Origin of the sequence: Micromonospora sp. WMMD1082 (genome assembly GCF_029626175.1) — a bacterium.
GTDB lineage: Bacteria > Actinomycetota > Actinomycetes > Mycobacteriales > Micromonosporaceae > Micromonospora.
Genome location: NZ_JARUBM010000002.1, coordinates 5,762,659 through 5,776,078, shown reverse-complemented (window position 1 = coordinate 5,776,078; position 13,420 = coordinate 5,762,659). Strand labels below are relative to the sequence as shown.

Annotated in this window: 12 protein-coding genes; 6 read left to right on the top strand and 6 right to left on the bottom strand. The window is 72.1% G+C overall.

Features of this window, described 5'->3' with window-relative positions; translation table 11 throughout:
* Positions 1–68: 68 nt before the first annotated feature.
* Positions 69–1,850, bottom strand: coding sequence for a proteasome ATPase (arc, locus tag O7615_RS26610; protein WP_278180518.1), 1,782 nt, complete (start codon positions 1,848–1,850; stop codon positions 69–71).
* A gap of 177 nt (positions 1,851–2,027) precedes the next feature.
* On the opposite strand from arc, the gene O7615_RS26605 reads away from it, so the two are divergent.
* Positions 2,028–2,321: a ferredoxin gene (locus O7615_RS26605; protein ID WP_278182246.1), complete on the top strand. Its 294-nt coding sequence runs from the start codon at positions 2,028–2,030 to the stop codon at positions 2,319–2,321.
* Between the two features lie 18 nt (positions 2,322–2,339).
* On the opposite strand, the gene O7615_RS26600 is transcribed toward O7615_RS26605, so the two are convergent.
* From O7615_RS26600 to O7615_RS26590, 3 genes are all read right to left on the bottom strand, one after another.
* Complete coding sequence (locus O7615_RS26600) at positions 2,340–2,912, bottom strand: hypothetical protein (protein ID WP_099845578.1); 573 nt, start codon at positions 2,910–2,912, stop codon at positions 2,340–2,342.
* A gap of 72 nt (positions 2,913–2,984) precedes the next feature.
* Positions 2,985–3,986, bottom strand: a complete 1,002-nt coding sequence (locus O7615_RS26595; protein ID WP_278182245.1) for a tRNA (adenine-N1)-methyltransferase — start codon at positions 3,984–3,986, stop codon at positions 2,985–2,987.
* A 26-nt stretch (positions 3,987–4,012) separates the two neighbouring features.
* Positions 4,013–5,179, bottom strand: a complete 1,167-nt coding sequence (locus O7615_RS26590) for a site-2 protease family protein (protein WP_278180517.1) — start codon at positions 5,177–5,179, stop codon at positions 4,013–4,015.
* An 83-nt stretch (positions 5,180–5,262) separates the two neighbouring features.
* Here O7615_RS26590 and O7615_RS26585 point away from each other — a divergent pair, with 83 nt between their 5' ends.
* The 5 genes from O7615_RS26585 to O7615_RS26565 all read left to right on the top strand — a co-directional run bounded on the left by O7615_RS26585 (position 5,263) and on the right by O7615_RS26565 (position 11,769).
* The gene (locus tag O7615_RS26585; RefSeq protein WP_278180516.1) at positions 5,263–6,177 is read left to right on the top strand and encodes a PD-(D/E)XK nuclease family protein; all 915 of its coding nucleotides are present in this window, start codon (positions 5,263–5,265) and stop codon (positions 6,175–6,177) included.
* 80 nt (positions 6,178–6,257) lie between these two features.
* Entirely contained in the window at positions 6,258–7,460 is a 1,203-nt protein-coding gene (locus tag O7615_RS26580; protein WP_278180515.1) for a sensor histidine kinase, read from the top strand.
* A gap of 26 nt (positions 7,461–7,486) precedes the next feature.
* Positions 7,487–8,173, top strand: a complete 687-nt coding sequence (locus O7615_RS26575) for a response regulator transcription factor (RefSeq protein ID WP_278180514.1) — start codon at positions 7,487–7,489, stop codon at positions 8,171–8,173.
* 279 nt (positions 8,174–8,452) lie between these two features.
* The gene (locus tag O7615_RS26570; RefSeq protein ID WP_278180513.1) at positions 8,453–9,220 is read left to right on the top strand and encodes an ABC transporter ATP-binding protein; all 768 of its coding nucleotides are present in this window, start codon (positions 8,453–8,455) and stop codon (positions 9,218–9,220) included.
* Entirely contained in the window at positions 9,220–11,769 is a 2,550-nt protein-coding gene (locus O7615_RS26565) for an ABC transporter permease (RefSeq protein ID WP_278180512.1), read from the top strand. Before O7615_RS26570 ends, O7615_RS26565 begins: the two co-directional genes overlap by 1 nt.
* Positions 11,770–11,827: 58 nt before the next feature.
* On the opposite strand, the gene O7615_RS26560 is transcribed toward O7615_RS26565, so the two are convergent.
* Positions 11,828–12,475 (bottom strand): HAD family phosphatase, encoded by a 648-nt coding sequence (locus O7615_RS26560; RefSeq protein WP_278182244.1) that lies wholly within the window; start codon positions 12,473–12,475, stop codon positions 11,828–11,830.
* Between the two features lie 120 nt (positions 12,476–12,595).
* Positions 12,596–13,333, bottom strand: coding sequence for a neutral zinc metallopeptidase (locus O7615_RS26555; protein ID WP_278180511.1), 738 nt, complete (start codon positions 13,331–13,333; stop codon positions 12,596–12,598).
* Positions 13,334–13,420: the final 87 nt, after the last annotated feature.

Sequence of the window (13,420 nt, the reverse complement as noted above, 5' to 3'; positions counted from 1 at the left end):
GCCGGCCCGCCGGAGCGTACGCGCAGGGCCCGTGACGGGTGCCGTCACGGGCCCTGCGTGCGCGTCGGTTAGAGGTACTGGCCGGTGTTGCTGGCGGTCTCGATGGAGCGGCCGGCCTCGGTGCCCTTGCCACCGGAGACGAGCGTGCGGATGTAGACGATCCGCTCGCCCTTCTTGCCGGAGATGCGGGCCCAGTCGTCCGGGTTGGTGGTGTTGGGCAGGTCCTCGTTCTCCCGGAACTCGTCGACGCAGGCGTCGAGCAGGTGTTGCAGGCGCAACCCCTTGCGGCCGGAGGTGAGGAACTCCTTGATCGCCATCTTCTTGCCGCGGTCGACGATGTTCTGGATCATCGCGCCGGAGTTGAAGTCCTTGAAGTAGAGGACCTCCTTGTCACCGTTGGCGTAGGTGACCTCCAGGAAGCGGTTCTCCTCGGTTTCCGAGTACATCCGCAGGACCACCGCGTCGATCATGGCGGCGACGGTGGCCTGGGCGTCGGAGCCGTGTTCGGCCAGGTCGTCGGCGTGCAGCGGCAGGCCGGGCAGGATGTACTTCGAGAAGATGTCCTTGGCCGCCTCGGCGTCCGGACGCTCAATCTTGATCTTCACGTCGAGCCGCCCCGGGCGCAGGATCGCCGGGTCGATCATGTCTTCCCGGTTGGAGGCGCCGATGACGATGACGTTCTCCAGCCCCTCGACCCCGTCGATCTCGCTGAGCAGCTGCGGCACGATGGTGTTCTCCACGTCGGAGGAGACACCGGAGCCGCGGGTACGGAAGACCGAGTCCATCTCGTCGAAGAAGACGATGACCGGGGTGCCCTCGCCGGCCTTCTCCCGCGCCCGCTGGAAGACCAGCCGGATGTGCCGCTCGGTCTCGCCGACGTACTTGTTGAGCAGCTCGGGGCCCTTGATGTTGAGGAAGAAGCTGGTGTGCTTCTCCTCACCCCGCCGCTCGGCGATCTTCTTCGCCAGCGAGTTGGCGACCGCCTTGGCGATCAGCGTCTTGCCACAGCCGGGCGGCCCGTAGAGCAGGATGCCCTTCGGCGGGCGCAGCTGGTGCTCCCGGAACAGGTCGGCGTGCAGGAACGGCAGTTCCACCGCGTCCCGGATCTGCTCGATCTGGGAGTGCAGGCCGCCGATGTCGGTGTAGTCGACATCCGGCACCTCCTCCAGCACGAGCTCCTCGACCTCGCTCTTGGGAATCCGCTCGTACGCGTACGCCGAGCGCGGTTCGATCATGAGCGAGTCGCCGGCCCGGATCGGACTGCCGATCAGGGTCTCGGCCAGGTGCACGATGCGCTCCTCGTCGGAGTGCGAGACCACCAGCGCCCGGTCGCCGGGTGCGCCGCCGGGGCCCGCGAGGATCTCCTTGAGCATGACCACCTCGCCGACCCGTTCGTAGCCGAACGCATCGACGATGTTGAGCGCATCGTTGAGCAGGACCTCCTGGCCGCGCCGCAGCTCACCCAGATCGATCGAGGGTGAGACGGCCACGCGCAGTTTGCGCCCGCCGGTGAAGACGTCGACGGTGCCGTCGTCGTGCCGGGCCAGGAAGACGCCGTAGCCACTGGGGGGCTGGGCGAGTCGGTCGATCTCCTCCTTGAGCGTCACGATCTGCGCGCGGGCCTCCTTGAGGGTGCCCACGAGCCGTTCGTTGTTCTCGGTCAGCCGCGCCAACTGCGCCTGGGTGGCGGCCAGCCGCTCTTCGAGCTGCCGGACGTGTCGGGGGCTCTCGGTCAACTTGCGCCGCACCAGAGCGAGTTCCTCTTGAAGAAACGCGACCTGCGTGGAGAGATCGTGGGCCTCCTTCTCCCACCGTGCGGCGCGCGAGTCCGCGTCGTCGCTGCGTGCCACGTCCCACCTCCCCGGGGGGCTTGAACGTTCTGAGCTAACACTAGCCGCTATGAGGCCGATTCGGTCCTCCGCAACGCGCCCGTCACCGAAGCTTGATCGCCAGGGTGGGTCGGCGGACGGGTACCGGCATTCGGGTACCGTCGGGGGGTGGGACGGGAGAACATGGGGGGTGCGCCGGTGGCCGAGGTCGCGACCGACCAGCTGCAGGTCTGGGTGGACCAGGATCTCTGCACCGGCGACGGGCTGTGCGTGCAGTACGCGCCGGAGGTCTTCGAGTTCGACATCGACGGGCTGGCGTACGTCAAGGGCACCGACGGCGAGCTGCGCCAGACCCACGGTGCCCGGGTGGACGTGCCGGCGCATCTGCGCCTTGAGGTGATCGACTCGGCGAAGGAGTGCCCGGGCGAGTGCATCCACGTCGTACGCGGCAGCGACGGCGTCGAGGTGGCCGGCCCGGAGGCCGACGACTGATCCCGACCGGCCGGCCCGTCACAGCAACGGGCGGCCGACCACCGAGGCGACCAGCCGGGCGAACTCCTCCAACCGGGCTATCTGCCCGGCACCGCCGTCGTCGAGGGTCTTGCCGAAACGCAGCGCGTCGTGGCGCGGCCCACCGGCGCTCTCCTCGCTCGGCGGCGACTCGTCCAGCGAGGTCAGCAGCAGATATACGTCGATACTGTCGACCCGGATCTCGCCGTTGTCGTGGCGGAACAGCCGGCGCCGGCAGCCGACCTCGGTGACCGAGGAGACCGGCACCACCCGCAGCGAGGAGGTCATCGAGCCCGGCGGCCCCTCCCCCGGCGGCACGTCCTCGCCGTGCCAGAGCACCAGGCGGCTGCCGTCGCAGACCACGACCTCCTGCCACACCCCGTTCACCTCGTTGACGAAGCGTTCCAGGGTGAAGCCGAGCACCGACGCCCCGCGCAGCACACCGCCGAGGGCCTCCAGGGCGACGTCCGGATCCCGCAGGTAGGCCCGCGCCGCCGATTCGAGATCGGTGTAGGGCGACCAGTCGGGAAAGACCGCCGGCAGGTCGCCACCGCCGAAGCCGGGCCGGCTCATGCCGTCACCTCCGGCCACCGCCGACCGGCGCCCAGGATCAGCCCGTTCACTCCCAGCCGCCCCATTCCGCCGTCACGGCCTGTCCATCTCCTGCGTCACCTCGGGTCGTGGCCGGTCGGCCGGTGCCTCGGTCGGCACCGCCGTCGCCTGCCGGGCCGCCTCCGCCTCGCGCAGCGCCTGGCGGCGTTGCGCGTACGCCTCGGTGCCCTTGCTGGGCTTGCGGCGTCGCGGCGGGGCGGTGACTCCGGGGGCGAGCTTACGCGCGGAGACGAGGAACGCGGTGTGCGCGATCATCCGGTGATCGGGTCGAACCGCCAGCCCTTCGGCGTGCCAGTCCCGTACCAGCGACTCCCAGGCCCGGGGCTCGGTCCAGCCGCCGCGCTCCCGCAGCGCCTCGACCAGCTCGGACAGCTGGGGGGTGGTGGCCACGTAGCCGATGAAGACCCCGCCGGGCAGCAGCGCGCCCTCGACCATGTCGAGGTTCTCCCAGGGGGTCAGCATGTCCAGGATGATCCGGTCGAAACCGGTCTCCGGGCACTCGGCGACGTCCCCCACGTGCAGGTGCCAGGCCGGGTGCGGCCCGTTGAAGAAGGACTCGACGTTGCGCCGGGCGATCTGGGCGAAGTCGTCGCGCAGCTCGTAGGAGTGCAGTTCCCCGGTGGTGCCGACCGCGCGCAGCAGCGAGCAGCTCAGCGCGCCGGAACCGGCGCCGGCCTCCAGGACCTTGGCACCGGGGAAGATGTCGCCCATGGCGACGATCTGGGCGGCATCCTTCGGGTAGATCACCTGGGCGCCCCGGGGCATGGAGAGCACGTAGTCCGACAGCAGCGGGCGCAGCGCCAGGAACGCGGTGCCACCGCCGGAGGTGCTGACCACACTGCCGTCGGGCAGGCCGATCAGCGCGTCGTGCGCCAGGATGCCGCGGTGGGTGTGGAACTCCTTGCCCGGTTCCAGGGTGACCGTGTGCATCCGCCCCTTGGGGTCGGTCAGCTGCACCCGGTCACCGGGCCGGAACGGCCCCCGGTGCACGGCGGGCGACGGTGCCCGCTCGGTGGGCACGTCGGTGCCCGGGATGGCCGGGTGGGCGGAGTGGGTGACGGTCACGTGTTCATCTTCCGGTGAGGTTCGAGCAGTTGAGCCAGATCCGCGATGTGCAGGATGCCGACGACATCTTCGCCTGCCGTCACGAGGTACTGCGCGCCCGGGTGGGCCTGCACGGTCTCCAGTACCCGTTCCCCGTCGGTGTCGACCGACACGTTCGGCAGGTCGGCGATCGAGCGGGCCACCGCGTCCACGGCCAGCCAGGGCCGGCGGGCCTCCGGCACGGCGGCCGCGGCCGCCGGGTCGACCACGGCCACCGGCCGGCCCGCGGAGTCGGTGACCAGCAGCGCGACCGGACGCTCCGGCCCGGCGCCCGGGTGGTGGGTCTCCGCGGCGCGGCGCTGCGCCTCGGCCAGCGGGGTGCCGGTGGGCACGGTGTGCACCGGCCGGGCGAGCTGGGCCAGGTCGACCAGCGGAAGCCGCCGGCTGATCCGGGACATCCTGATCGACTGCCCGGCGCCGTGCCAGAGGGTGAGGGTGACCAGCGCCATCAGCGGCAGCGCCAACAGGCTCAGCACGTCGATCGCGTAGAGCGCCGCCACCAGCAGCGCGGTGCCGACGGCGAGGACCCGGCCCGCCTGTCCGGCCACCTCGGTGGCCCGGTGCCGGTCCCGGGTCAGCGCCCAGATCACCGCGCGCAACGCCCGCCCGCCGTCCAGCGGCAGGCCGGGGAGGATGTTGAACAGCGCGACGATGACGTTGCTGGCCGCGAGCAGGAAGGCGAGCTGGTCGGCCACGGTACGGTCGGGCAGGGCCAGCGTCGCGGCGACCGCCGCCACGCCGAGCACCGCGGAGACCGCCGGCCCGGCCAGCGACACCAGCAGGTCCACCCGCGGGGACGGCGCGTCGCGGTCCATCTCGGTGTACCCGCCGAGCAGTTCCAGGGTGATCCCGCGGACACCGATGCCGAAGTGGCGGGCGGTGAGGGCGTGCCCGAGTTCGTGGGCCAGCACCGAGCCGAGCAGCGAGACCACGAACCCGGCGCCGACCAGGTAGCCGCCGAGTGGGGAGAGTTGCAGCCGCTGGCCGGCCAGTTCGCCGTACAGGACGGTGATCAGCACCGCGAGCAGCAGGATCGAGGCGTTCAGGTACAGCGGCACCCCGAAGACCCGGCCCACCTGTACGCCGGAGCGCCGGCCTGCCCGCGGTCGCCTGCGCTGTTCCATCCGGCTGATGCTACGCGGCGGGAGATCACGTACCGGTGCGGCGGCGGGCGACCTGTCACACCCGTGCCCTAACCTTCCGGGGCATGACGGCGGATCCGGTGATCACCCAGCAGGCCCCGACTCCGACGCAGCCACCGGCGACGGTGCGGGCCTCGCTGTCACCGTCGCGGGCGGCGGATTTCAAGACCTGCCCACTGCTCTACCGGTTCCGCAGCATCGACCGGCTGCCCGAGCGGCCCACCGTGGAGCAGGCCCGGGGCACGCTGGTGCACGCGGTGCTGGAGCGGCTGTTCGACCTGCCGCCGGCCGGGCGGACGCCGGACGCCGCCGGTGACCTCGTCGCACCGCAGTGGGATCGCCTGGTCACCGAGCAGCCGGAGTTGGCCGGGATCTTCCCCGACGACGATCCGCCCGCCGTGGCGGAGTTCCTGCGCTCGGCGTCGGCCCTGCTGGGGGGCTACTTCGCGGTGGAGGATCCGCGCCGGTTGGAGCCGGCCGAGCGGGAGAGCCTGATCTCCGCGGTCGTCGACGACGAGTTGCTGATCCGCGGCTACCTCGACCGGCTCGACGTGGCCCCCGACGGTGCGCTGCGGGTGGTGGATTACAAGACCGGCGGCGCCCCCCGCGAGGCGTTCGAGGCCCGGGCCCTGTTCCAGCTGAAGTTCTACGCCCTGGTGCTGTGGCGCACCCGCGGCGTGGTTCCCCGGGTGCTGCGCCTGCTCTACCTCAAGGACGCCGAGGTCTGCGACTACGCCCCCGACGCCGAGGAACTGGTGCGGTTCGAGCGCACGGTGGTGGCGTTGTGGCGGGCGATCGAGCAGGCCACCCGCGCGCGGGACTTCCGGCCCCGGCCGAGCAAGCTCTGCGACTGGTGCAGCCACCAGGCGCACTGCCCCAGCTACGGCGGCACCCCACCACCCTTCCCGGAGCCGGCCGCAGGCCCCGACCCGCTGCGGGCCGCCGGCGCCTCCCCGGTGCCGCCCGGCGCCGACGAGTAGGGGCCCTCCTCCCCGGGGAGGAGGGCCGGCTCAGCACGCACGACGATCTTTCGGCGGTGGGGGCGGCTAGCGTCGGTGGCGTGGGTAGCGAGCTGAGGGAGTGGCTGCGCCGGCGTCCGCTGGCCGGTGACGCGCTGCTGGCCGTCGGGCTGGTCTTGGCGGAGGTCGTGTTCACCCTGCTGACCCCACGGGAGTTCTGGCCCCGACCGCTGCCGACGGCACTGGGCTGGAGCCTGCTGTGCGCGGCACCGACGGTGCTGCGCCGGGTGGCGCCGTGGCCGGCGGTGCTGGCCGTGCTGGCGACCCTGGTGCTGCCCGTCACCATCGACGTGGCGCCGACGACGCAGAGCCTCACCATCGTGGTGCTCACCTACACGATGGCCGCCTACCGCCCGGTGCGCCCGGCGCTGGTGGCGGCGACCCTGCTCTGGGTTCCGGTGGCGGTGGTGAACGCCCTCATGCCGCCCGAGGGCTTCCCGCAGATCAGCGCCGGGTACCTGGTGGCGAACAACCTCCTGGTGGGGATCGTGTCGTTCTCGGTGGGGCGCACGGTAAACGCCCGGCGCTCCTCCACCGAGGCGCTGCGTGAACGCGCCCGGGCCGCCGAGACGAACCAGCGGGCCCTGGCCGAGCAGGCGGTCGCCGACGAGCGGCGGCGCATCGCCCGGGAACTGCACGACGTCGTGGCGCACCATGTCAGCGTGATGGGGGTGCTGGCCACCGGGGTCCGGCGGGTGCTGCGCCGCGACCCGGACGCCGCCGACGAGGCGATCGGCACCATCGAGGAGACCAGCCGGGCGACCCTGCGGGAGCTGCGCCGGCTGCTCGACGTGCTGCGGACCGAGGCCGAGCCGGCGGCGGAGCTGGCGCCGCAGCCCGGGATCGCCGGCATCGAGGCGCTGACCGACCAGGTGCGCGAGGCCGGGTTGCCGGTGACGCTGACCGTGGCGGGCACCCCCGGGCCCCTGGAGGAGGGGGTCGCGCTGACCGTGTACCGGATCGTGCAGGAGGCGCTGACGAACGCGCTCAAGCACGCCGGCACGGCCACCGCGCAGGTGCGGGTGAGCTTCACCGGCGGCGCGGTGGAGGTGGAGGTCACCGACACCGGTCGGGGGCCGTCGCCGGACACGGACCGGGTCGGGCACGGCCTGGTCGGGATGCGGGAGCGGGTCGGGCTCTACGGTGGGGTCCTGCGCATCGGCGCGCGGACCGGCGGCGGCTACCGGGTGTACGCGCGCATCCCGGTCGAACCCCTGCCCGACGGCGGCAAGGTGGCCCGGTGAGCGGGCCTGTGAGGGTGGAGGATCAGATGGCCGATTCGACCGGGCGGGCACGGCCGGTGCGCATCCTGCTCGCCGACGACCAGCCGCTGCTGCGTACCGGCTTCCGGATGGTCCTCGGCGCGGAGACCGACCTGGACATCGTCGCGGAGGCCGGCGACGGGGCGGAGGCGGTGGAGCTGTCCCGCCGGCTGCTGCCGGACGTGGTGCTGATGGACATCCGGATGCCCCGGATGGACGGGGTGAGCGCCACCCGGGCCATCGTGGACGCGCGGCTGCCGGTGCGGGTGCTCATCCTGACCACCTTCGACCTCGACGAGTACGTGGTGGGGGCGCTGCGCGCCGGGGCGAGCGGCTTCCTGGCCAAGGACGTGCCGGCGGAGGATCTGGTCACCGCGATCCACACGGTGGCCGCCGGTGACGCGGTGGTGGCGCCCCGGATCCTGCGACGGTTGCTGGACCGCTTCGCCGACGCGCTGCCGGACCCGTCGGCGACGCCCCCGAAGGCGCTCGGCGCGTTGACCGAGCGGGAACGGGAGGTGCTCGTGCAGGTGGCCCGGGGGTTGTCCAACGCCGAGATCGCCCGGGCGCTGTCGGTGAGCGAGACCACCATCAAGACCCACGTGGGGCACGTGCTGACCAAGCTCGGGTTGCGCGACCGGGTGCAGGCGGTCGTCCTGGCGTACGAGTCGGGTCTGGTCCGACCTGGGGCGTAACGCGGCCGTTGCATCCGTCACCTACCGTGACGACCGGCGGCGGAATCTGGTTGATCCTCACGTGGCGGAGACCGTCACGATGGGATGCGCCGGCCGGTGGACGCCGACCGGTCGCGGGTCGGGGACAAACCCTGACGCCGCGTGGGGGGTACCCGCAGCCGGAAATCCGCCCCGGCTCCGCCCGGAGTCGGAGGGATCCGCCTCGGGCAGCACCGATGATGGACTCGCGCCGGACCAGCGGGGGCGGCGCGATCAGACAGCGACGGAGAGGTACGTGACGTGACCGCTACGACAGGCCAGCCGGCCCCGGCCGCAGCCCGGGCGAGCGACGTGTGGAAGGTGTACGGCAGCGGCGAGGCGCAGGTCATCGCGCTGCGGGGGGTCAGTGCCGAGTTCGAGCGCGGGCGGTTCACCGCGATCATGGGCCCGTCCGGCTCCGGCAAGTCGACGCTGATGCACTGCCTGGCCGGGTTGGACACGGTGACCCGGGGAACGGTGCAGGTCGGCGACACCACGGTCACCGGGCTCGGTGACGCGGGCCTGACGAAGCTGCGCCGGGACAAGGTCGGTTTCATCTTCCAGCAGTTCAACCTGCTGCCGACGTTGACCGCCAAGGAGAACATCCTGCTGCCGCTGTCGATCGCCGGGCGCAAGCCGGACCCGGCCTGGTACGACGTCGTGATCGACACGGTCGGCCTGCGGGACCGGTTGGGCCACCGGCCGGCGCAGCTCTCCGGCGGCCAGCAGCAGCGGGTGGCGTGCGCCCGGGCCCTGGTGGCCCGCCCCGAGGTGATCTTCGCCGACGAGCCGACCGGCAACCTCGACTCGCGCTCCGGCGCCGAGGTGCTCAACTTCCTGCGCAACTCGGTACGCGAGCACGGGCAGACCATCGTCATGGTCACCCACGACCCGACCGCCGCCGCGTACGCCGACCGGGTGGTGTTCCTCGCCGACGGAGAGATCGTCTCGGAGTTGATCGAGCCGACCGCCGAGACGGTGCTGGACACGATGAAGAAGCTGGACGCTCCCGCCGAGGTGTCCGGCTGATGTTCCGGGCGACTCTGAAGAGCCTGTTGGCGCGCAAGGTCCGGCTGGTGCTGTCCGGCCTGGCGGTGGTGCTCGGCGTCATGTTCGTCTCCGGCGCCTTCGTCCTCACCGACACCCTCGGCCGTTCCTTCGACCAGATCTTCGCCGAGGCCTACGAGGATGTCGACGTCAACGTGGCCGGCAAGCCGAAGCTGGCGATGACGGAGATGGAGGGCGAGGCGCTGCAGCCGCCGTTCCCGGCGGCCACGGTGGAGACGGTGCGGTCGGTGCCCGGGGTGGCCGAGGCCACCGGCGTGGTGAGCGCCGACGGTGCCCGGCTGATCGGCAGCAACGGCAAGGCCGTCACCTCGTTCGGGCCGCCGCAGCTGGGCGGCAACTGGATCGGCGTGAGCGACCTGCTGCAGTTGCGCGAGGGCCGGGAACCCCAGGCCGACGACGAGATCGTCATCAACAAGGGTCTGGCGACCGCCGGCAAGGTCGCCCTCGGCGACCGGGTCGGCGTGCTCACCCTGGGCCCGCGCGAGGACTTCACCATCGTCGGCATCTTCGGTTACAGCGGCGACCGGGACTCCATCGGCGGCGCCAACGAGGTCATGTTCACCACCCCGGCGGCGCAGCGGTTGATGCTCGGCGAGCCGGACGTGTTCAACAACATCGTGGTCAGCGCCGCCTCCGGCGTCTCCGACGACGAACTGCGCGACGCGGTGGCCGCGGCGGTCGGCGACGGGTACGAGGTCAAGACCGGTGAGCAGCTCTCCGCCGACGCGGCCGCCGGCCTGAAGGAGGGGCTGGCCTTCTTCAACCGGATCCTGCTCGGCTTCGCCGCGGTGGCGCTGCTGGTCGGCACGTTCCTGATCCTCAACACCTTCTCGATCATCGTGGCGCAACGCACCCGGGAACTGGCGCTGCTGCGGGCCGTGGGCGCCAGCGGCAAGCAGATCATCGGCTCGGTGGTGCTGGAGGCGATCGCGATCGGCCTGATCGCCTCGGTGCTCGGCCTGGCCGCCGGCATCGGGGTCGGTGCCCTGCTGGCGTACCTGTTCAGCACCTTCGCCGGCGGGTTGACCCTGGCCGGTGTGGGAGTGCCCGCGTCGGCGGTGATCGGTGCGTTCGCGGTCGGCCTGATCATCACGGTGGTGGCGGCGCTGCTGCCGGCGCTGCGGGCCGCGCGGATTCCACCGATCGCGGCGATGCAGGACGTGGCCACCCCGGACCGGCCGCTGACCAAGGTGACCGTCGCGGGCGCGGTGGTCACCGGGATCGGTGCCGTCCTGCTCTTCCTCGGCCTGGGCGGTCACGCCGGCGGCAACACCCTGGCCGCGATCCTCGGTGGCGTGCTGTTCGCGTTCATCGGGGTGGCCCTGCTGACGCCGCTGATCAGCCGGCCGGTGGTGGCGGCGCTCGGCGCGGTCTTCTCCGGCTGGGTGCCGGGCAAGCTGGGCCGGCTCAACTCCGGTCGCAACCCGCGCCGCACGGCGATCACCGCGGCCGCACTGATGGTCGGCATCGCCCTGGTCACCGGCATCACGGTGATCCTGGACTCGGCCAAGAGCAGCATCAGCGGTCTGGCCCAGGACAGCATCAAGGCCGAGCTGGTGATCGCCGGGACGCAGACCGGTCCCCGCCCGCCGACCTTCGACCCGGCGGTGCTGGAGGAGGCGAAGGCGATCCCGGGGGTCCGCCTGGTCGACGGCGAGTACGGCGACATGGCGATGATCAACGGGGAGCGCACCTGGGTGGGGGCCAGCAGCGAACCCACCGCGCTGCGGCAGATGTTCGGGGCCGTCCCCGCCGCCGGTGACATCGAGCGGGTGGGGCCGGGCCAGATGCTGATCAGCTCGGACATGGCGCAGACGCGGGGCCTGTCGGTGGGCTCGACGGTGCCGGTGCAACTGGCCCGCGGTGAGGAACGGCCCTACACGGTCACCGGCATCTACGAGAGTTCCCCGCTGTTCGGCCCGGTGGCGCTGTCCGCGGACGCGGCCCGCGACTTCAGCATCCCCCAACCGATCCAGGGTTACCTCCAGCTGGAGCCGGGCACCCGGGTCGCCGACGTGCTGCCTCGGGTGGAGGCGCTACTGGCGGACAGCCCGGAGGTCGCGGTGGCCGACCGGGACGCGTTCATCGAGGAGCAGGCCGGCCAACTCGACGGGCTGCTCACGATGATCCGCATCCTGTTGGCGCTGGCCATCGTGATCGCCGTACTCGGCATCATCAACACCCTGGCCCTGTCGGTGCTGGAGCGGACCCGCGAGCTGGGCCTGCTGCGCGCCATCGGCCTGCGCCGGTCGCAGACCATGGGAATGATCACCGTGGAGGCGGTGGTGATCTCGGTGTTCGGCGCGCTGCTCGGCGTCGTCGTCGGCGCCGGCCTCGGCGCCGCGGTGGTGGAGGCCCTGCGCGACGAGGGGATCACCAAGCTGGTGCTGCCCTGGGGTCAGATGGGGGTCTTCCTCGGCCTGGCCGCGATCATCGGCGTGGTCGCCGCGGTCCTGCCGGCGATCCGGGCCGCCCGGATCAACGTCCTGGGTGCCATCGCCCACGACTGAGGTATGGCGGAAGGGCCCTGTTCCCACCCTGGAACAGGGCCCTTCCGCACGTCCGCTGTCAGGCGCGGGAGCGGACGAGCAGCCCGGTCAGCAGTTCCAGGTCCGCCGCGAGCAGGCTCTCCAACTGGTGTACGCCGTCGCGGGGTACGAGCGGCACCTCGGCCGGCACGGCCAGCACCGCCGCGCCGGCGGCGACCGCGCTGGCCACCCCGGTCGCCGAGTCCTCGATCGCCACGCAGCGGTCGATCGGCACGCCCAGCAGCCGCGCGGCCGTCAGGTACGGCTCCGGGTGCGGCTTGGTCGAGTCGACCTCGTCGCCGCAGACCACCACGTCGAAGCTGTCCCGGCCCAGGGTGTCCAGGGCGATCTCGACGAGCGCCCGACCGCTGGAGGTGACCAGGGCGGTCGGGATCTGTGCCTGCCGGACCGCGCCCAGCAACGCCACCGCACCGGGCCGCCACTGCAGGCCGGTTCGGAACAGCTCCAGGATCCGGGCGTTGATCCACTCCGCACTGACTCGCGGATCGCGGTGCGGCTGCCCCAGGTCGTCGTGCAGGATGCGCATCGAGTCGGCCATGCCGGTGCCGACGATCGCCCGCCGCGCGGCGGCGGAGAGCGTGCCGCCGTAGGTCTGGGCGAGTTCGGTCAACGCGACGTCCCACAGCCGCTCGCTGTCGACCAGGGTGCCGTCCATGTCGAAGAGCACTGCGGCCGGTTGGGCGCTGCTCACCGGATCCTCCTCGGGTTCGGGTACCCGCTGGATCCTGTCAGCCCGCCCCCGCGACGCGCCCGGCACAGTGACCTTTCTCAACCGAGGCCACCGGTCTCACCCGAGGTCACAGGCGGCCAGGGAGCGTTCGTAGCCGCGGAAGAACGCCTCCGACCGCTGCTCCGGGGTGCCGTGGGCGCCCTCGGCGAACCACGGTTGGTCCGGGTCGTCACCGACGGCCAGCAGCCCCTCGTGGAACTCGTCGAGGTCGCCCTCCTCGAGGGCGAGCCGGCCGGCACGCACCGAGTCGCCGAGGTACGCCCCGGCCATGCAGTCGGCCTGCAACTCCTGCTGGATGGTGTAGTCGTAGCGGATCCCGAGCCGGGTCTGGATGCCGTGGGCGTACTCGTGACCCAGCAGGTAGAACACGAACGCGTCGCCGATCTGCCGGAACGCGCCGAACGACCAGTTGATGTCGTACGCGATGTAGTCGCTGACGGTGCAGTAGACGGCGTTGTTGCGGGGCACCTCCTGCCCGCCGCAGGAGACCTCGCCGTCCCGCTGGTAGGGGATGACCCGCCGGATGGGGCGGAACGACTGGCCCGACGCCCGGAACTGATCGGCCCAGTACAGCTCGGCGAGGCGCTGCGCGTCGGCCACGTCCTGCCGGAACTCCTCGACCGTGTCGGTGCCGTCGGCGCGGGTCACCTCGGCGCTCGGCGACGCCGGTTCCCCCTGCCCGCCCGGGTCGGCCGGCTGGCCCACCGGATCCACCATGCAGGCGGCGGCCGCCACCAGCGCCACCGCCAGGCCGGCGAGCCGTCCCCGGCCTCGCCCTCGCCCACCTGTCGCCACCGGTCCCTCCCACCTCGACGATGCGGATACCACTACCCCGACGGTACGGCCGTCACGCCCGCTGCCCTCAGGTACGCCTTACCGCCC